19 protein-coding genes are annotated in these 16349 nt (G+C 63.3%); 14 read left to right on the top strand and 5 right to left on the bottom strand.

What is annotated here, in order from left to right:
* Both G453_RS0102635 and G453_RS25925 read left to right on the top strand, forming a co-directional pair.
* Positions 1 to 492 (top strand): 3-isopropylmalate dehydratase small subunit, encoded by a 492-nt coding sequence (locus G453_RS0102635; RefSeq protein WP_027189794.1) that lies wholly within the window; start codon positions 1 to 3, stop codon positions 490 to 492.
* Between the two features lie 148 nt (positions 493 to 640).
* A complete protein-coding gene (locus G453_RS25925) occupies positions 641 to 2521 on the top strand; it encodes a diguanylate cyclase (protein ID WP_169725277.1) in 1881 nt (626 codons plus the stop codon).
* 21 nt (positions 2522 to 2542) lie between these two features.
* On the opposite strand, the gene G453_RS28980 is transcribed toward G453_RS25925, so the two are convergent.
* Together G453_RS28980 and serS are read right to left on the bottom strand one after the other, a co-directional pair.
* Positions 2543 to 2674 carry a hypothetical protein gene (locus G453_RS28980; protein WP_268870744.1) on the bottom strand — a complete coding sequence of 44 codons (132 nt, stop codon included), beginning with the start codon at positions 2672 to 2674 and terminating at the stop codon, positions 2543 to 2545.
* 8 nt (positions 2675 to 2682) lie between these two features.
* Positions 2683 to 3954, bottom strand: a complete 1272-nt coding sequence (gene serS, locus G453_RS0102650) for a serine--tRNA ligase (protein WP_027189795.1) — start codon at positions 3952 to 3954, stop codon at positions 2683 to 2685.
* A 102-nt stretch (positions 3955 to 4056) separates the two neighbouring features.
* Here serS and G453_RS0102655 point away from each other — a divergent pair, with 102 nt between their 5' ends.
* The 4 genes from G453_RS0102655 to G453_RS21975 all read left to right on the top strand — a co-directional run bounded on the left by G453_RS0102655 (position 4057) and on the right by G453_RS21975 (position 6492).
* Positions 4057 to 4542: a CinA family protein gene (locus G453_RS0102655; protein ID WP_235731674.1), complete on the top strand. Its 486-nt coding sequence runs from the start codon at positions 4057 to 4059 to the stop codon at positions 4540 to 4542.
* Between the two features lie 77 nt (positions 4543 to 4619).
* Positions 4620 to 5366, top strand: coding sequence for a ParA family protein (locus G453_RS0102660; RefSeq protein WP_027189797.1), 747 nt, complete (start codon positions 4620 to 4622; stop codon positions 5364 to 5366).
* Positions 5363 to 6148: a hypothetical protein gene (locus tag G453_RS0102665; RefSeq protein ID WP_027189798.1), complete on the top strand. Its 786-nt coding sequence runs from the start codon at positions 5363 to 5365 to the stop codon at positions 6146 to 6148. The genes G453_RS0102660 and G453_RS0102665 overlap by 4 nt, the downstream gene beginning before the upstream one ends.
* Before the next feature lie 77 nt (positions 6149 to 6225).
* A complete protein-coding gene (locus G453_RS21975; protein WP_051271500.1) occupies positions 6226 to 6492 on the top strand; it encodes an amphi-Trp domain-containing protein in 267 nt (88 codons plus the stop codon).
* A 113-nt stretch (positions 6493 to 6605) separates the two neighbouring features.
* On the opposite strand, the gene G453_RS0102675 is transcribed toward G453_RS21975, so the two are convergent.
* Positions 6606 to 7115 carry a hypothetical protein gene (locus G453_RS0102675; RefSeq protein ID WP_027189799.1) on the bottom strand — a complete coding sequence of 170 codons (510 nt, stop codon included), beginning with the start codon at positions 7113 to 7115 and terminating at the stop codon, positions 6606 to 6608.
* Between the two features lie 236 nt (positions 7116 to 7351).
* On the opposite strand from G453_RS0102675, the gene G453_RS0102680 reads away from it, so the two are divergent.
* The 7 genes from G453_RS0102680 (at position 7352) to G453_RS21980 (ending at position 13931) form a co-directional block, all read left to right on the top strand.
* Positions 7352 to 7888, top strand: coding sequence for an RsbRD N-terminal domain-containing protein (locus G453_RS0102680; protein ID WP_027189800.1), 537 nt, complete (start codon positions 7352 to 7354; stop codon positions 7886 to 7888).
* Positions 7889 to 7930: 42 nt separating this feature from the next.
* On the top strand, positions 7931 to 8932 hold the full coding sequence (dsrM, locus tag G453_RS0102685) for a sulfate reduction electron transfer complex DsrMKJOP subunit DsrM (RefSeq protein ID WP_027189801.1): 1002 nt from the start codon (positions 7931 to 7933) through the stop codon (positions 8930 to 8932).
* Between the two features lie 39 nt (positions 8933 to 8971).
* Positions 8972 to 10591: a sulfate reduction electron transfer complex DsrMKJOP subunit DsrK gene (gene dsrK / locus G453_RS0102690; RefSeq protein ID WP_027189802.1), complete on the top strand. Its 1620-nt coding sequence runs from the start codon at positions 8972 to 8974 to the stop codon at positions 10589 to 10591.
* Positions 10591 to 10980, top strand: coding sequence for a sulfate reduction electron transfer complex DsrMKJOP subunit DsrJ (gene dsrJ / locus G453_RS0102695; RefSeq protein WP_027189803.1), 390 nt, complete (start codon positions 10591 to 10593; stop codon positions 10978 to 10980). Before dsrK ends, dsrJ begins: the two co-directional genes overlap by 1 nt.
* Before the next feature lies 1 nt (position 10981).
* Positions 10982 to 11758: a sulfate reduction electron transfer complex DsrMKJOP subunit DsrO gene (dsrO, locus tag G453_RS0102700; RefSeq protein ID WP_027189804.1), complete on the top strand. Its 777-nt coding sequence runs from the start codon at positions 10982 to 10984 to the stop codon at positions 11756 to 11758.
* 10 nt (positions 11759 to 11768) lie between these two features.
* A complete protein-coding gene (gene dsrP / locus G453_RS0102705) occupies positions 11769 to 12938 on the top strand; it encodes a sulfate reduction electron transfer complex DsrMKJOP subunit DsrP (RefSeq protein WP_027189805.1) in 1170 nt (389 codons plus the stop codon).
* 72 nt (positions 12939 to 13010) lie between these two features.
* The gene (locus G453_RS21980; RefSeq protein WP_156920769.1) at positions 13011 to 13931 is read left to right on the top strand and encodes a sensor domain-containing diguanylate cyclase; all 921 of its coding nucleotides are present in this window, start codon (positions 13011 to 13013) and stop codon (positions 13929 to 13931) included.
* Positions 13932 to 14072: 141 nt separating this feature from the next.
* On the opposite strand, the gene G453_RS0102715 is transcribed toward G453_RS21980, so the two are convergent.
* Complete coding sequence (locus G453_RS0102715) at positions 14073 to 14648, bottom strand: VOC family protein (protein ID WP_027189806.1); 576 nt, start codon at positions 14646 to 14648, stop codon at positions 14073 to 14075.
* Between the two features lie 31 nt (positions 14649 to 14679).
* Complete coding sequence (gene dapF, locus G453_RS0102720) at positions 14680 to 15534, bottom strand: diaminopimelate epimerase (RefSeq protein WP_027189807.1); 855 nt, start codon at positions 15532 to 15534, stop codon at positions 14680 to 14682.
* 151 nt (positions 15535 to 15685) lie between these two features.
* On the opposite strand from dapF, the gene G453_RS25930 reads away from it, so the two are divergent.
* A complete protein-coding gene (locus tag G453_RS25930) occupies positions 15686 to 16330 on the top strand; it encodes a hypothetical protein (protein WP_051271504.1) in 645 nt (214 codons plus the stop codon).
* Positions 16331 to 16349: the final 19 nt, after the last annotated feature.

The raw sequence follows: 16349 nt of genomic DNA on the forward strand, positions 1-16349 counted from the left end.
ATGTACAAGGGACGCGCGCATAAAGTCGGCGCTCATATCGATACGGACGCCATCATCCCCGCCCGCTTCCTGGTGACCACGGACACCGAGGAGCTGGGCAGGAACTGCATGGAAGGCCTGGAGGCCGGTTGGGTGAAGCGGGTGAAGAAGGGCGACATCATGGTCGCCGGTGAGAACTTCGGGTGCGGCAGCTCCCGCGAGCACGCCCCCCTGGCCATCATCGGCGCGGGAATCCCCGTGGTGGTGGCTCACAGCTACGCCCGCATCTTCTACCGCAACGGCTTCAACATGGGGCTCATCCTGCTTGAAATCGGCGACGACGTGAAGAAGATCGAGGACGGCGACGACCTGGAAGTGGACGTCATCAAGGGCGTCATCAAGAACATCACCTCCGGCGACGTGATCAAGACCTCGCCGGTTCCCCCCTTCATGCAGGAGATCCTGGACAAGGGCGGGCTGGTCAACTACGTGAAGGACCGCAAGAAAGCCTAGCGAAAGCGGTTTATGTGAGTATAAAAGGCCGTCCATGGGGCGGCCTTTTTCGTTTTAAAGCGCTGTTGCAGTCTTTGAACACCCGTATCCAGGGTCTCCGCTTGACGATAACCCCGCCACATGTGAAATCTCCGCAATGCCGACAATCATGTACCGACGAGCTTCCAACGCGTTCATCAGGTGGACGTTTCTCTGCCTCGGACTGGCGACTCTTGGCGCGGTCATCGGCGCAAACCTGTATCAAGTACGGGACGACCTCACGAAGCGCGAAGAGGAACGCCTGCTGTTCCTGACCGGGATCGTCCAGAAGATCACCGAAGAAAACCTGGTCGCGCTTGACGCCGTGCTTTCGGACCTGATCCGGGATCAGGTCCAAGGCGATGTGGATCGGGACATCAACCAGCGTCTCGTCACCCTCACCGACGCGCTGCCCGGAGTTCGTACCCTGACTGTTCTGGACGCGCAGGGCGTAGTCCGGGCCTGCAACCGGCCGGAACTGCTCGGTCGGGATTTGAGCCAGCGCGAGTACTTCCAGCGGGCAAGAACAAACCCGGCTTCGGAGACGTTGCACGTTTCCCAGCCTTTCCAGACCTTCCTGGGCGTTTACTCAATAAACCTGGGCAAGGTGGTCTTGGGTGCTGGAGGGCAATTTGCCGGGCTCGTGGTCGCCACTCTGGACCCGCAGTTCTTTATCCCCCTGTTGAATTCCGTTCTGTTTTCCCCGGACATGCGCGCCTTCATGACCCACGGGGAGGGCCTCCTCTTCCTGATGGCACCAGAGCGCGAAGGCATGGCCGGCCTTGATCTGGCCCTGCCAGGGAGCTTCTTCTCCAGGCATCGCGAGAGCGGCCAGGAAGCCAGCGTGTTCATGGGCACGACGCCCGTCACTGCGGAGGAGCGCATGCTGGCCATCCGGACCATCCGCCCGGCCTCGCTGAAGATGGACAATTCCCTGGTGGTGGCCGTGGACCGCGACCCGTCCCGGATATACGGGCAATGGCGCAAGGACGCGCTCTTGCAGGGAGGGCTGTATGTGGCTGCCGTCCTGGTCAGCGTCTTCGGGTTCGGCATTTATCAGCGGCAGCGGCGCAGGCACGAGCAGGCAATGGCCGAGGCCCATCGGAATCTGGAGGACAGCGAGCGCTTCATCCGCATGGTCACGGACAACATTCCGGGCATGGTGGCCTACTGGGACCGGGATTTGCGCTGCAAGTACGGCAATATGGCGTACCAGGAGTGGTTCGGCAGGTCGATGGAGGATATGCGCGGCATCAGCCTGAGGGAGGTGCTGGGGGAGGTTCTGTTTCAAAAGAACGAACCTCACATAATGGCTGCCTTGAAGGGAGAACCGCAGGTTTTCGAGCGTGTTCTGACCAAGCCCGACGGCAATACGCGTGACATCCAGGTCAGCTACATCCCCGACGTGGACGGTATGGAGGTAAAGGGCTTCTTCGTACTGGGCACCGACATCACGGAACTCAAATACACGCAGCTGGAACTGGAGCGCCGGGTCAGGGAACTGGACATCCTGGCCGCCACGGACCCGCTGACCGGCATAGGAAATCGCCGCCACTTCCTGGAACGCGCCGAGGATGAGCTTGCCAGGAGCAAACGCTACAGTCTTCCCTTGGTGTTTCTCATGGTTGATATTGACCACTTCAAGAGCATAAACGACACGTACGGACACGATACGGGTGACGACGTCCTCAAGTCCATGGCCTCGACGCTGCAACACACCATGCGCGCCACGGACATAGTCGGGCGTCTGGGTGGCGAAGAGTTCGGGGTGCTCCTCATCCAGACCGGAACGGACGAGGCGCTTGTGATAGCGGAGCGGTTGCTGAAGACACTGCAAAGCGTATGCGTTCTGACGAAAACCGGATCGATTTGTTATACGGTAAGCATCGGCTTATCGGCGTTTGAAGTTGAGGACGACTCGATGGAGTCGCTCATGAAACGAGCCGACCTCGCGCTGTACCACGCCAAGGAAACCGGGCGCAACAGGGTGTGTTGCTTCGGGGATTTCTGAGGGGCGATTGCCCCGGTAACATCAGTCTCTGGCCTTCTCCAGCCTCCAGGCGGTCGCCCCGGCCAGCCCGGCCAGCAACACGGCCTGCCTGAGCTCCATGTAGAAGAGCGCGGCCAGGGCGAACACCCCGGCCGCGACGATCACTGCGCGCATCATTCCTTTCATTTGGGCGACAGGACGGTCTGCCCGCCCATGTACGGCACCAGCGCCTCGGGGATCAGCACCGAGCCGTCGGCCTGCTGGCAGTTCTCCAGGATGGCCACCATGGTGCGGCCCACGGCCAGGGCCGAGCCGTTCAACGTATGCACCAGCTGGGACTTGCCGCCCTTGGGCTTGAACCGGATGCCCGCGCGCCGGGCCTGGAAGTCCTCGAAGTTCGAGCAGGACGAGATCTCGCGGTAGGCATTCTGACCGGGCAGCCAGACCTCGATGTCGTAGGTCTTGGCCGAGGAGAAACCCAGGTCGCCGGTGCACAGGGCGATCACGCGATAGGGCAGCTTCAGGCGCTTGAGCACTTCCTCTGCGTGGTTGGTCAGAAGCTCCAGCTGCTCGTAGGAGTCTTCGGGGCGGCAGAAGCGCACCAGCTCCACCTTGTCGAACTGGTGCTGGCGGATGAGCCCCTTGGTGTCCTTGCCGTAGGACCCGGCCTCGGAGCGGAAGCAGGGCGTGTAGGCGCAGTAGGCCCGGGGCAGGTCGGCCTCTTCCATGGTCTCGTCGCGGTGCAGGTTGGTGACCGGCACTTCGGCGGTGGGGATCAGGTAGAAATCCTTGAAATCGAGCTTGAAGAGGTCCTCGGCGAACTTGGGCAGCTGGCCGGTGCCGCGCAGGCTGTCGGAGTTGACGATGTAGGGCGTGGACACTTCCTTGTAGCCGTGCTGGCCGGTGTGCATGTCCAGCATGAAGGCGGCCAGGGCGCGTTCCAGCTTGGCCAGGTCGCCCCACAGCACGGCGAAGCGCGCGCCGGTGAGCTTGGCGGCGCGATCGAAGTCCAGGCCGAGATTCTGGCCGATCTCCCAGTGCTCCTTGGGGGCGAAGCCGAAGTCCGGCTTGTCGCCCACGGTGCGGATCACCGGGTTGTCGGTTTCGTCCTTGCCCACGGGGGTGGTTGCGTGGGGGACGTTGGGGATGGAGTACAGGAAGGCCTCGGACTCCTCGTCGGCCTTGCGCGCACCCTCGTCCAGGGCCTTTATCTGCTCGGAGATGGCGGAGAGGCGCTCCATCAGGTGGGAGGCGTCCTGTCCGGCGCGTTTGAGCTTGGCGACCTCTCCGGATGAGGCGTTGCGTTCGGTCTTGAGGGCTTCCACCTCGGTCAACAGGGAGCGGCGGGTTTCGTCCAGGCGCGAGAACTCGTCCAGGTCCAGTTTCATCTGGCGGTTGGCCAGGGCCTCACGGACCTGGTCCAGGTTCTTGCGAACGAAGCGCACATCGAGCATTGGCGGCCTCCGGGGAGCTTGTGTATGGTGGCCGGGGTCTTACGCCGGGGCCAGTTTCGGGTCAAGCGGGCAAGACCTCCCAGGACCCGCAAGGAGATGCTCATGGAATGGGAACGCATGGAAGAATACGTCGGCCAGCTGGCCGGGAAGCTCACGGCGCGCGGCTGGATGCTGGCCACGGCCGAGTCCTGCACGGGCGGGCTCATCGCCTGCGAGCTGACCAACGTGTCGGGCAGCTCCGGCTGGTATGTGGGCGGCGTGGTGACCTACGCCAACAGCGTGAAGCAGGAGCTTCTGGACGTGCCCGCCGAAACCCTGGCGGCTCACGGCGCGGTGAGCCGCGAGGTGGTGCTGGCCATGGCTCTGGGCGCGGCGCGCAGGCTTGGGGCGCAATGCGCCCTGAGCGTGTCCGGCGTGGCCGGTCCGACCGGGGGCAGCCCGGAGAAGCCCGTGGGCACGGTGTGGATCGGCTGGGCCGTGAACGGCGTGGCCGAGGCCGAACTGCACCACTTCAGCGGCGACCGGCTGGCCGTGAAGCGCCAGACCGCCCTGGCTGCCGTACGCGGCATGGCTGCGCGCGCTGGCTGAGACGCGTTCGTCACATTGGGGGGCTAAACGGCTCGGTGAACGTCTGAAACCGCAAGGACAGGAACACCGGGCCGCACATGCGAACCATAGCATTCCTCAATCAGAAGGGAGGGGTGGGCAAGACCACCGTCGCCGTCAACGTGGCCGTGGGGCTCACGCGGCTTGGGCGGCGCGTGGTCGCGGCGGACCTGGACCCCCAGGGCCACATGACCCGTAGCTTCGGCGTGGAGCCGGAAGCGGCCACGCTCTATGAGCTCATGAAGGGCCAGCGAACCCTGACCGAAACCCTCCTGGAAGTGGAAGGGGTCCGCCTGGCTCCCGCGTCCATGGAACTCTCGGGCGTGGACACCGAATTCGCCGCGCAGCCCGGCAAGGAGCGGCTGGTGGCCCGCGCCATGGCCGATATCCCGGACGCCGACGCCTGCATCCTGGACTGCCCGCCGAACCTGGGCCTGCTCACGGTCAACGCCCTGGCCGCCTCGGATTCCATCGTCATCCCGGTGCAGGCCGAGTATCTGGCTCTGGCTGGTCTCGGCGCGCTGATGGACACCGTGGAGGCCGCGCGGTCCATCAACGCGGGCCTTACGGTGCTGGGCATCGTGCTGACCCGCTACAACCACCGCAAACGCCTGTGCCGCGAGGTGGCCGGGGCCATCCGCTCCCATTTCCCCGAACTGATCTTCGAGACCCGCATCCGCGAGAGCGTGGCCCTGGCCGAGGCTCCCGGCTTCGGCCAGAGCATCTTCGCCTACTCTCCCAGGAGCGCGGGGGCGCTCGACTTTATGGGCTTAAGCCGCGAGGTGGACGCCAGGGGGTTCGCATGAGCTCCGGCTCCCGCCCCAATGCGCGCGCGGGATCGCGCCTGGGAAAGGACCCCCTGTCGCGCACCGCGTCCGCCGGGGCGTCCCAGTCCGCCTCGGGAGGCCAAGCCCTGCGCCACATCCTGGATCTTGGACAGGCTCCATCCGTCAGTCCGGCTGACGGTCCTCCGGACCTGAAGGCGGCGGAGTGCCTGCCTTCCCCGCCGAAAGCGTCCGGACCTGGGCCGGACGCCAGCGAAATTTACCGCGAGGTGGCCGGGAAATTCTCCGAAGCCATGGAGAGCCTGAGCCGCATGGCTGCCACCGCCGGGGCCTGGGCCTGGAGCGGTCAGGCCGGGGAGGGCGACTCCTTCCTGTTCATGCGCCTCATGGCAGCCTATTCGGTCACGCCCCAGGGCGAAGGCGTGGATTTCGCCGCCTTCCTGCGCGACGTCTCGGACCATTGGGAGCGCTTCGACCTGGGCGTCGTGTCCGACGGCAGCGCCGCGATGATCCCCCTGAACAAGGCCTTCACCCTGAGCCGGGTGCTCCAGGCCACGCTGGAGGGGTTTTGCTGGCCCGGCAGGCGCGGCACGGCGGCGCTGACCCTGTACACGGGGCTGGACGCCAGGGGCCGGGCCTTCCTGCGCATTGCCGGACCCAGGCGGTTCTTCCCCCTGGACGGCTCGTTGGCCGAAGCCCGCAGGGCCGCGCCGCTCCTGGAGCTGGCGCGCTGCAAGGCGGCGGCGGTGCGGTTCGCCACCTCGGAGCTGTACGCCGAGCTGGCCGTGACGGCCCTTGGATGAGCCTGCCGCCGGAAAGCGCACACGTGAAAAGAACTGAACAGGCGAATTCGACGCCTGATTGTGAAAAGGAGAACAAGATGGGCAAGGACAAGGTCAAGGTTGAGGGAGTCATGGATATCAGGGAAGTCATCGACTACCTGGAGGACGTGGTGGCCGGGTTCAAGGCCGGTTCCGTGTGCATGACCGTGGGCGAGGACTGCCTGACGCTCAAGCCCCGTGGCGTGATGGACGTCTCTCTCAAGGTGTCGCAGAAAAAGGACAAGGAGAAGTTCGCGCTGGAGGTTGAATGGCGACGCGTGGACGAGGCCGTGGTGCGCATAGGCGGGCCGGACGAGGCGGCCTGAGCGCGCTGGCCCGGGTCATCCGGAGGAGGGCGATTTCTCAACTCCTGAAGATCATGGCCCTTTTCAAAGCGAAGCGACAAGGCGACACGACGGGCTCCCCAGGGAGCCCGTTTTCATGAGTCCATCCCGGCCTTCTTCAGCGCGCGTTCCCCCTTGGGAGAGATCACGAACCCCTTGAGGGTCCGCTCGCCCTCGACCTTGAGCTTCATCTTCAGCACGTAGCCCCGGTTCAAAAGATCCTCGAGATCGCTGGAGACGTAGGCCTGGGCTTTCTTGGCGGGCATCATGCGCCGGTAGCGCGGCATCCTGCTGAAATGGAAGATGTCCTGGAGGATCAGCATGTGTTCGTAGGCCAGCTCGCTGGCCTCGGCCTCTTCGGAGGGCGCGGCGGACTCGTCCAACAGGTGCGTCCCCTCGGGCGTGATGCGCACCCCCCGGAGCTCCTTGCCGCAGCCGTAGGTGAATTCGGCCCACTCCAGGAGCCCCCGGTCCACCAGCGCGGAAAGGTCGGACTCCGGAAAAGCCAGGGCGTGCTTTCTCGGCATCACGCCGTGATACTTGAGGATGTCCCTGAACTGCGCTGCGGCTTTCAGGATGGCGTGCTGGCTTGCGGTGGGGGGCATTGAGCGTCTCGCTGGGATGTTTGGCGTTGCCGACCAGGCTGGCCGGAGCTCCCCGGATACATATTTCCTGTCTCAATTGCTGTAAACCACAAGAGTGTAAATTCCTCTGCTTTTTCCGTGGTCAAGCGGCCATCCAACCGGATTCAACCTTTACAGAATGCGGCTCACGGGGTATTGGGGGTGGCGTTTGTGACGGGGCGAACAAGGCATCACACTCTTGCCGCAGCAGGGCATCAATGAACACAATCGAGGAACTTCTGGCCGCAAACCGGGAGGCCATCGTTCAGGATTGGTATCACCATATCCTGGACACCTACCCGGCTGAAACGGCCAAACTCTGGAAGAAGGGCGGCGATCCCTTCGCAAATCCCGTCGCTGTCCGCTCCCGCCAGGGCGCGGAGGCGGTGGTGCGTTATCTGACAATGGCGGAAGACCCCAAAGCCCTGGAAGCCGTGCTGGACTTCCTGGACGAGATGATCCGGGTGCGCGCGGTGCAGAATTTCACCCCATCCCAGGCTGCGGGTTTCATTTTTCTGCTCAAGAAGGCCATGCGGGAGAAACTGTGGAGCGAGCTTAAGCGCCTGGACATCTGGGAGCAGTTCGCGGCCATGGAATCGCGCATCGACGGGCTGGCGCTGGCCAGCCTCGATCTCTACGCGAAATGCCGCGAGAAGCTCCACGAGATCAAATACAATGATCTGGAGCGCTCGCAGGTTCAACTTCTGAAACGTGCCCAGCTCATCGTGGGCATCGGCGAGGGCGAGTCGGCTTAGCGGTCGACCGGGCGAAAAGGTTCAACGCGAGGTGGAGGGTACATGGCTGGACTCATGACCGCATTACTAGCTGTCGTGGCATTGGCCGCGGTGGCGGCCCTGGGGGCCGGGGCGGGAATGTCGGGGGTGTTCGGGATAGCTGTCCCGTACGTGGCCGTCGCGATATTCGTGGCGGGATTCATCAAAAAAGTGGTCGGCTGGGCATCCACGCCTCAGCCCTTTTCAATCGCGACCACGGGCGGGCAGCAGTACTCGCTTCCCTGGGTGAAGCAGGCGAAATTCGACAACCCTTCCACCCCTGGCCAGACGTTCGTCCGCATGGCGCTGGAAGTGCTCTGCTTCAGGAGCCTGTTCCGCAACACCAAGCTGGACAACCGCGTCGCCGAGGGCCGCGTGGCCTACGGCTCGGACAAGTCCCTGTGGCTGTTCGCGCTGATGTTCCACTACTGCTTCCTGATCGTGTTCATCAGGCACTTCCGCTTCTTCCTGGAGCCCGTGCCCTTCGTGATCACCGGCGTGGAGTTCGTCGACTCCATCCTGCAGATCGGCGTGCCCACGCTGTATCTCACCGACGTGTTCCTGGTGGTCGGCGTAACCTTCCTGCTGGCCAGGCGCCTGTGGGACCCCAAGCTGAGCTACATCTCGCTGGCCAACGACTACTTCCCCCTGTTCCTGATTCTGGCCATCGCGCTGTCTGGCATCTACATGCGCTACGTGGCCAAGGTGGACGTCATCGCCATCAAGCAGCTGGCCATCGGGCTGGTGAGCTTCAAGCCTTACATTCCGCCCAACATCGACTGGTCGTTCTACATGCACTTCTTCCTGGTGTGCGTGCTTTGGGCCTACTTCCCGTTCTCGAAGCTCATGCACCTCGGCGGCGTCTTCCTGAGCCCCACCCGGAACCTGCCCAACAACACCCGCATGGAACGCTACATCAACCCCTGGAACGACCCCTCCATCAAGCCTCACACCTATGAGGAATACGAGGACGACTTCCGCGAGAAGATGATCGAGGCCGGCCTGCCGGTGGACAAGGAAGCCTAAACCGCCCCGGGCTGGGCGTATTTCCACAAGGGAGATAGTATGTCGAAGATGGCGCCGCCTGAAGAACTCATGAACGTCAACTATGCCACGCCCGCCGAGGCGTGGATGGACGTTAAGCCTGAGTTTAAACTTGGCAATTATTCGTATCCCGGCAAGCCGGATGTGCTTAAGTACCTCGGCCTGCCCAACCCCAGAGACTGGAGCCCCACCGACGAGGACTGGAAGCTTCCGCCCGACTGGCGTGACATCATCCGGGACGGCTTCCGTGAGCTGCTCGGAAAGTATCGCTCGTTGAAGGTCTTCATGGATGTGTGCGTGCGCTGCGGCGCGTGCGCCGACAAGTGCCACTTCTACATCGGCTCCGGCGACCCCAAGAACATGCCGGTGCTGCGTGCGGAACTGTTGCGCTCCATCTATCGCGGCGAGTTCACCGTGGCCGCCAAGATCCTGGGCAAGCTCTCCGGCTCGCGCAAGCTGGAAGAAGACGTGGTCAAAGAATGGTTCATGTACTTCTACCAGTGCACCCAGTGCCGCCGCTGCTCGCTGTACTGCCCCTACGGCATCGACACCGCCGAGATCACCTTCCTGGCGCGTGACCTGATGAACCGCATCGGCGTGAACATCAACTGGATCCTGGAGCCTGCGGCCAACTGCAACCGCACCGGCAACCACCTGGGCATCCAGCCCCACGCCTTCAAGGACATGATGGAATTCCTGGTGGACGACATCGAGACCATCACCGGTCGCCGCGTCGAACCCAGCTTCCAGCGCAAGGGCGCGGAGATCCTGTTCATCACGCCCTCCGGCGACATCTTCGCCGAGCCCGGCATCTACACCTTCATGGGCTACCTGCTGCTGTTCGACTACCTGGACCTGGACGTCACCTGGTCCACCTACGCGTCGGAAGGCGGCAACTTCGGCTCGTTCATGAACGACAAGTGGATGAAGAAGCTGAACGCCAAGATGTACCACGAAGCCAAGCGCCTCGGCGTCAAGTACATCATCGGCGGCGAGTGCGGCCACATGTGGCGCGTGCTGAACCAGTACATGGACACCATGAACGGCCCGGCCGACTTCCTGGAAGTCCCCAAGAGCCCCATCACGGGCACGGTGTTCGACAACGCCAAGTCCACCAAGATGATCCACCTGGTCGAGTTCACCGCCGACCTCATCAAGAACGGCAAGCTGAACCTCGACAAGAGCCGCAACGCGGGCATCACCGCCACCTGGCACGACTCCTGTAACACCTCGCGCGGCATGGGCTTCTTCGAAGAGCCCCGCTACGTACTGGAAAACGTGGTGGAGAAGTTCGTGGACATGCCCGCACAGACCATCCGCGAGCAGACCTACTGCTGCGGCGGCGGCGCGGGCCTGAACAACGGCGAGTTCACCGAGATGCGCCTGCGCGGCGGCCTGCCCCGCGGCAACGCCCTGCGCTACGTGCAGGAGAAGTTCGACGTGAACACCATGAGCTGCATCTGCGCCATCGACCGCGCCACCCTGCCGGGCCTGGCCGACTACTGGGCCCCGGGCGTGAAGGTCACCGGCCTGCACGAGCTGGTGGGCAACGCCCTGGTCTTCGAAGGCGAGGAGCCGCGCACCATGAACCTGCGCCAGGAAGACCTGCCCGGCATCGAAGGGTCTGAGGAGGAGGAATAATGTACAACGCAAAATACATCATCCCAGGCCTGATCATATTCCTGGCCCTGGTGCTGTTCCCCTTCATCAAGGGAGTGGGACAGCCCGAGCTCAAGGTGGAGACCGAGAAGCCCAAGGACGTCAAAGAATGCATCATGAAGACCGAGAAGATGCGTGACGTGCACATGGTGCTCCTGAACGAATGGCGCGACGACGTCATCCGCAACGGCAACCGGGTGTGGAAGAACGAGGCCGGCAAGGAATTCAACATGAGCCTGACCAACACCTGCATGGGCTGCCACGAGAACAAGGACAAGTTCTGCGACAAGTGCCACGTCACCGTCGGCGTGAATCCTTACTGCTGGACCTGCCACAATATCTCGCCCGTGAAGAAAGAGGGGGGGAAATAACATGCAAAGCTCCAGACGCGACTTCTTGAAGCTGGCTGGCGTCTCGGCCCTGGGGCTCTCGGCAGGGACCCTGGGATTCCTCGGAGAAGGAGCTCAGGCCGCCGATGCCCTCCCCAATGCCACGAACTTCGCCAAACCCATTACCGCCAAGCGCTGGGCCATGGTCATCGATACCGCCAAGTTCGATGACGCCCTGATTGCCAAGGTGATCGACTCGTGCCACACCGCGCACAACGTCCCCACCATCCCCGGCAAGCAGGAGATCAAGTGGATCTGGACCGAGGAGTTCCACGGAACGTTCACCTCCGAGCGCCCCGTGCACCTCGCCGATGCCCAGGAGCACCGCAAGTACCTGCTCTTGTGCAACCACTGCGAGAATCCTCCCTGTGTTCGCGTGTGCCCCACAAAGGCCACCTTCAAGAACAAGGAAGGCCTGGTCATCATGGACTACCACCGCTGCATCGGCTGCCGCTACTGCATGGCAGGCTGCCCCTACGGCGCGCGTAGCTTCAACTTCCAGGACCCCGAGAAGTTCGTGAAGAACATGAACCTCCTCTATCCCCACCGCACGCGCGGCGTGGTGGAGAAGTGCACGTTCTGCGTGGAGAAGCTGGCCCAGGGGCTCATGCCCAACTGCGTGCAGGCTTCCGGCGGGGCCATGGTATTCGGCGACCTCCAGGATCCCAATTCGCCCGTGCGCAAGATCCTGAAAGAGAAGTTCGCCATCAGACGCAACCCCAGCGCCGGCACCGAGCCCGGCGTCTTCTACATCCTCTAGGAGTGAGGCCATGATCGAAAAAGCCCTCAAGGGAAGCCCTCGCTACTTCGGAGCGCTGATGGTCTTTCTGGCCATCATGGGCATCGGCGGCGGGTTCTACCTGGTGCAGCTCAACCAAGGCCTGATGATCACGGGCTTGTCCCGCGACGTCTCCTGGGGATTCTACATCGCCCAGTTCACCTACATGGTCGGCGTGGCCGCGTCCGCCGTCATGCTGGTGCTGCCCTATTACTTCCACCACTACAAAGCCTACTCCAAGATGATCATCATGGGCGAGTTCCTCGCCATCGCGGCGGTCATCATGTGTCTGGGCTTCATCGTCATCGACATCGGCCAGCCGCAGCGCATGCTGAACGTGCTGATCAACTCCACGCCCGGTTCCGTGCTCTTCTGGGACATGGTGGTCCTGAACGGCTACCTGATCCTGAACGCGGTCATCGGCTGGACCAGCCTCATGGCGTACTGGAAGCGCGTTTCGCCGCCCACGTGGGTCAAGCCCCTGGTGTACACCTCCATCATCTGGGCCTTCTCCATCCACACGGTCACGGCGTTCCTGTACGCGGGCCTGCCCGGCCGCCACTATTGGCTCACCGCCATCCTGGCCGCCCGCTTCCTGTCCTCGGCGTTCTGCTCCGGTCCCTCGATCCTCTTGCTGCTGATGCTTCTGGCCAAGAAGCTCACCAAGTTCGATCCGGGCAACGAGGCCATCAAGAGCCTGTCCACCACCATCACCTATGCCATGTGCGTGAACGTGTTCTTCTTCCTGCTGGAAGTGTTCACCGCGTTCTACTCGAACATGCCCGGACACATGGACCCCATCCTGTTCCTGTTCTCCGGCTTCGAGGGCCACACCTACATGACCCCGTTCATGTGGACCGCCGCCGCGCTTGGCCTGACCTCCCTGTTCCTGCTCATCCCGCCCAAGTGGCGTGAAAACAGGGACATCCTGGTCCCCGCCCTGATCATGCTGGTCATCGGCACCTGGATCGACAAGGGCATGGGCCTGATCGCCGCAGGCTTCACCCCCAACCCCTTCGAGAAGGTCACCGAGTACCTGCCCACCGGGCCGGAACTGATGATCGCTCTGATGATCTACGCGGTGGGCGGCTTCGTGCTGACCATCCTGTGGAAGATCGCCCTGGAAGTGCGGGCCGAAGTGGAAGGCGAGCCCGGCAAGTAATCCGACTACGGGTTTCAGGAAAAAGACTAGGCCGCCCTTCCGGGCGGCCTTTTTTTGTTCTATAAATGGCTCATGCTTTGTCTTGACGGCCATGTAGACTCTTTCGCGATTCTGGATCACTTGCCGATTGCGTTGGCAGTTGTGGATGCCCGCTCTCGGGATGTGCTGATGCTCAATCATAAATTCGTCCAGCTGTCCGGGTATACGGAAGCGCAGATAACCAACGAGCGTGACTGGTTCCCGCTTGCCTATCCGGATGCCCGCTACCGCGAGCGCATCGAGCAGGCGTGGCGCAGACGGGCGAACTCCGCCTGGAACCATCAATGCGACGTCGAACCCCTGGAATCCATGGTCACTTGCGCGGACGGCCGCGTTTGCAGCATCCGCGCACATCTCGCCTGCCACCACGGCATGAACATCATCACCCTGGTGGACATCACCGACCAGAAGCAGCTCCAGGGGCAACTCCAGCAGCAGGCCTCCACGGATTCGCTCACCGGACTCTCCAACCGCCGGGCGTTTTTTGCGGGCATGGAGCAGGTCCTTGCGCTGTCGTCGCGCCACCTTCGCCCTGTGTCCATCATGCTGGCCGACATCGACCATTTCAAGGAAGTCAACGACACGTTCGGGCATCAGGCCGGGGACGCCGTGCTGCGCCATGTGGCGCAGCTCATTCGCAAGACCCTGCGGGCGAGCGACATGGCCGCGCGGGTGGGCGGCGAGGAGTTCGCGCTGCTTCTCCCTGAGACCGGGCGGTCAGGAGCCTTCCGCATGGCCGACCGTCTGCGCCTGGCCATAGCCGAGAACATCTGCATCCACGGGGACCAGCCCATCCCGATCACCATCAGCTTCGGTCTGGCCTGCCTGGAAGCGCATCACTCCGGCGACGCCCCCAGCTGCGACGAGTTCCTGCGCGCGGCGGATTCGGCCCTCTACGCCTCCAAGCGTGCAGGGCGTAACCGCGTGAGCCACCAGGAGATGCGCATTCCCTGAACACGCCCGGCCCCGCTCCGGCCCATGCGCGGTTATCCACGTCCCGCGACGCTCACATACAGGACAGAGTGAAGAAGTAGAAACGCCCCCGGACGATCCATGGACCTTCCGGGGGCGTTATTGTCAGTTTGCCAGGGCGCGTCAGCTTCTGCCGAGTATCTCGCGCCCCTCGCCGGGATAGATCTTCATGTCCTCCCGGGCGATGGGCACGGGCGCGGGCCAGTGTCCGGGCTGCGGTTCGGAGCCCTCCAGGCGCACCTGAGGAGGGTTCTTGTCCACCAGTCGGGGCTGCTTGCGCAGGTCCATGCCCGGCTGGTTCCAGCTGAACTCGATGGCGATGTTGTTGGGGTCGAAGCTGTAGAGCGACAGGATGAACCCGTGGTCTATGATCTCCGAGGCCCAGAACCCGGCGGCTTCCAGCTTGGCTTTGAGTTCCCACAGGTCGGCCCGCTCCGCCACGCCGAAGGAGATATGGTCGAAGGCGAAGGGGACCTCCACCGGAACGCCGTGGTCCTTGGGCTCAAGCGGCTTGACGTTGGGCCATTCGAAGAAGGCGATCATGTCCGTCTCGGATATCTCCAGGAAGTAGTGGCGATATCCGGGATGGCCGATGCCCGCCACCAGGCGCATGCCCAGCAGGTCCCGCCAGAAGCGGATGGTGGCTTCCATGTCGCCCGTGGCCATGGCCAGGTGGTTGATGCCGGTGAAGCGGATCATGGGGCCTCCTCGTTCTGGACCAGCCCCGAGGCTAGCCCAGGCTCAGGCCGAGGGCCTTGGGATAAAGCACGCCGCTGAAACACACCTCGGCCGCACCGCGCAGGACCACGTGGCCCTCTTCCAGGCTCACCCCGAGCACTTCGCCGCCGGTGGTGGTCACGTTCACCTCGGGGCCGGAAAGCCCAAGCGAATGGGCGATCACGGCGGAGGCGCACGCGCCGGTGCCGCAGGCGTAGGTCTCGTCTTCCACGCCGCGCTCGTAGGTGCGAAGCAGCAGGCTGCCGGAATCCTTCACGGTGACGAAGTTGGCGTTGGTGCCCTTGGGCGCGAAGGCCTCGTGGAACCGGATGGCCTTGCCCAGGCGTTTGACGTCGGCCAGGGACACGTCGTCCAGGAAGACCACGGCATGGGGAACGCCGGTGTTCACGAAGTGCACCGTGAGCTTTTCGCCGTCCACGTCCAGCACCTGTCCGGGGCGCAGATCCTGGGGGGGCGTCAGGCGCACCTTCACCTGCCCGTTGTCCAGCACCTCGGACCTGACGCCGCCTGCGTCGGTGCCCAGAACATGCTTTTTGGATGCGAAGCCCAGCAGATTACCGAGTTTGCTGGCGCAGCGCGCGCCATTGCCGCACATCTCGGCGCGCGAGCCGTCGGCGTTGTAGAAGTGCCAGCGAAAATCAAGGCCCGAGCCCTGGGGCGCGGTTTCCAGGAAGATCAGGCCGTCCGCGCCCACGCCGAAGCATTTGCGGCAGACCAGCCTGGCCCATTCGGGCATGCGTTCCACGGGAACCGCCAGCTCGCGGTTGTCGATGATCACGAAATCGTTTCCGCAGCCCTGCATCTTATGGAAGGCCACGCCCTGGCCCAGAGTGAAGTCGCACGTCATGAAAAGCTCCTGTCGTTGTCGATTCCGGAATCTACCAGAGTCTTTCGCGCCAGGGAAGATGTTGCCGCTGGCACATCCCTGGCACTTCCCGGGTGGGCCGACACAAAGCGGGAAAATCTTGCCGCAAAGACGCATCGGCCAGGAGCGAATCATGATCGGACTCTCCACAGCCATCTCCGCCGGAACCTCCCTGGCTTCTTCGGTATTTTCGGGGATCACCAAGCACCGCCAGCAGAATCAGGACGAGCGACTGGCGCAGGGGACGCAATCCGGGCAGCTGTCGCCGGCCGAGCAGGCCAGGCTCGCCAGGGCCGACTCCCGAAACGACGCGCGCATAAACCAGGCCATGGCCGACGGGACCATGGACGCCGGGGAATTTGCGCGCATCATGCAGGCCCAGAACGTCGAGAGCGCCCGCATCGCCAAGCTCAAGAGCGACGCCGACAACGCCGCCAAGCCGCTGGACGCGCAAGCGCAGACAGTGGCCCTGGAAGCCTTCCAGAAGCGCCAGGAGAGCATCGACGCGCGCCTGCAGAAGGGCGTCGAATCCGGCAAGATCACCTCCGACGAGAAGTCGGCGGTTGAAAAGGCCCAGGCCGAAGCCCAGAGCCTGATCGACAAGGTCATGGCCGACAACGTGCTCACCCGTGGCGAGTTCGGTCAGGTGATGGGCTCGCTGGACGTGGCCAGCAGGCAGGTGGCCTCCTCGCGCTACGGGCAGGCCGGGGTCTCCGCTCCCACGGTGGCCGCGTCGGCCCCTCCGGCCAACTACAAGCCTCTGAGCGTCACTGTATAAACGGCGCGAGCATTCCGGC

It is taken from the genome of Fundidesulfovibrio putealis DSM 16056, from assembly GCF_000429325.1.
In the GTDB taxonomy this organism is placed as follows: Bacteria; Desulfobacterota; Desulfovibrionia; order Desulfovibrionales; family Desulfovibrionaceae; genus Fundidesulfovibrio; species Fundidesulfovibrio putealis.

What these genes read in the sequence shown, in the direction of transcription:
- G453_RS0102635 (WP_027189794.1), top strand. Translation starts at nt 1, where the DNA reads ATGTACAAGGGACGCGCGCATAAAGTCGGCGCTCATATCGATACGGAC.
- G453_RS25925 (WP_169725277.1), top strand. Translation starts at nt 641, where the DNA reads ATGTACCGACGAGCTTCCAACGCGTTCATCAGGTGGACGTTTCTCTGC.
- G453_RS28980 (WP_268870744.1), bottom strand. Translation starts at nt 2,674, where the DNA reads ATGCGCGCAGTGATCGTCGCGGCCGGGGTGTTCGCCCTGGCCGCGCTC.
- serS (WP_027189795.1), bottom strand. Translation starts at nt 3,954, where the DNA reads ATGCTCGATGTGCGCTTCGTTCGCAAGAACCTGGACCAGGTCCGTGAG.
- G453_RS0102655 (WP_235731674.1), top strand. Translation starts at nt 4,057, where the DNA reads ATGGAATGGGAACGCATGGAAGAATACGTCGGCCAGCTGGCCGGGAAG.
- G453_RS0102660 (WP_027189797.1), top strand. Translation starts at nt 4,620, where the DNA reads ATGCGAACCATAGCATTCCTCAATCAGAAGGGAGGGGTGGGCAAGACC.
- G453_RS0102665 (WP_027189798.1), top strand. Translation starts at nt 5,363, where the DNA reads ATGAGCTCCGGCTCCCGCCCCAATGCGCGCGCGGGATCGCGCCTGGGA.
- G453_RS21975 (WP_051271500.1), top strand. Translation starts at nt 6,226, where the DNA reads ATGGGCAAGGACAAGGTCAAGGTTGAGGGAGTCATGGATATCAGGGAA.
- G453_RS0102675 (WP_027189799.1), bottom strand. Translation starts at nt 7,115, where the DNA reads ATGCCCCCCACCGCAAGCCAGCACGCCATCCTGAAAGCCGCAGCGCAG.
- G453_RS0102680 (WP_027189800.1), top strand. Translation starts at nt 7,352, where the DNA reads ATGAACACAATCGAGGAACTTCTGGCCGCAAACCGGGAGGCCATCGTT.
- dsrM (WP_027189801.1), top strand. Translation starts at nt 7,931, where the DNA reads ATGGCTGGACTCATGACCGCATTACTAGCTGTCGTGGCATTGGCCGCG.
- dsrK (WP_027189802.1), top strand. Translation starts at nt 8,972, where the DNA reads ATGTCGAAGATGGCGCCGCCTGAAGAACTCATGAACGTCAACTATGCC.
- dsrJ (WP_027189803.1), top strand. Translation starts at nt 10,591, where the DNA reads ATGTACAACGCAAAATACATCATCCCAGGCCTGATCATATTCCTGGCC.
- dsrO (WP_027189804.1), top strand. Translation starts at nt 10,982, where the DNA reads ATGCAAAGCTCCAGACGCGACTTCTTGAAGCTGGCTGGCGTCTCGGCC.
- dsrP (WP_027189805.1), top strand. Translation starts at nt 11,769, where the DNA reads ATGATCGAAAAAGCCCTCAAGGGAAGCCCTCGCTACTTCGGAGCGCTG.
- G453_RS21980 (WP_156920769.1), top strand. Translation starts at nt 13,011, where the DNA reads ATGCTTTGTCTTGACGGCCATGTAGACTCTTTCGCGATTCTGGATCAC.
- G453_RS0102715 (WP_027189806.1), bottom strand. Translation starts at nt 14,648, where the DNA reads ATGATCCGCTTCACCGGCATCAACCACCTGGCCATGGCCACGGGCGAC.
- dapF (WP_027189807.1), bottom strand. Translation starts at nt 15,534, where the DNA reads ATGACGTGCGACTTCACTCTGGGCCAGGGCGTGGCCTTCCATAAGATG.
- G453_RS25930 (WP_051271504.1), top strand. Translation starts at nt 15,686, where the DNA reads ATGATCGGACTCTCCACAGCCATCTCCGCCGGAACCTCCCTGGCTTCT.